1 pseudogene is annotated in these 580 nt (G+C 70.7%); it reads left to right on the top strand.

Annotated features, from left to right (window positions below):
- Nucleotides 1-531: pseudogene (locus GTW58_RS13650) on the top strand (gfo/Idh/MocA family oxidoreductase); the annotation flags it as partial.
- Between the last annotated feature and the right edge of the window lie 49 nt (nt 532-580).

Consider the following 580-nt stretch of genomic DNA (forward strand, 5'->3'; position numbering starts at 1 on the left):
CCCGAGCGCGGCCACAGACTTTTCGCCCCGGAGGACGGCGGCGGGGTCACGTTGGACATGCTCGTCTACCCGCTGCTGTGGTCCGACGCCTTGCAGGGAGAGATCCGTTCGCGCAGCGTGGTGGGGCATCTGGGGCCCACGGGGGTCGACGACGACCTGGCCGTCCAGCTGGAGCGCGAACACGGGTGGGCGCAGCTTTCGGCCACCTTGATGCGCGCCCCGACCACCGGGATCGCCCTCTCCGGCACCCAGGGGTGGCTCCGCGTGGACGGGCGGCTCAACAACCCGCCGACGATCGAACTCATGACCGCGCAACGGCGGGCGGAGGGCGGAGAACCGCTGGTCGAGGAGATCCGCTCGATCGGTGCCGGTTACGTCCAGCAGATCCGGGAGGCCACGCGGTGCATCCGCCTGGGTCTCACCCAGTCGCCCTTCGTCCCGTGGGACCTGTCCACGCTCCGCGCGCGGTTGTTCGACGACATCCGAGCGGACATCGGCCTCCGGTTGCCGAATGACGACAGCGTCGGGTGAGTCCGGCTCAGCCGACCGCGCTGGGGGCCCGGAACCGGCCCTTGATGTC

The organism is Kocuria subflava (genome assembly GCF_012163155.1).
Taxonomy (GTDB): domain Bacteria; phylum Actinomycetota; class Actinomycetes; order Actinomycetales; family Micrococcaceae; genus Kocuria; species Kocuria subflava.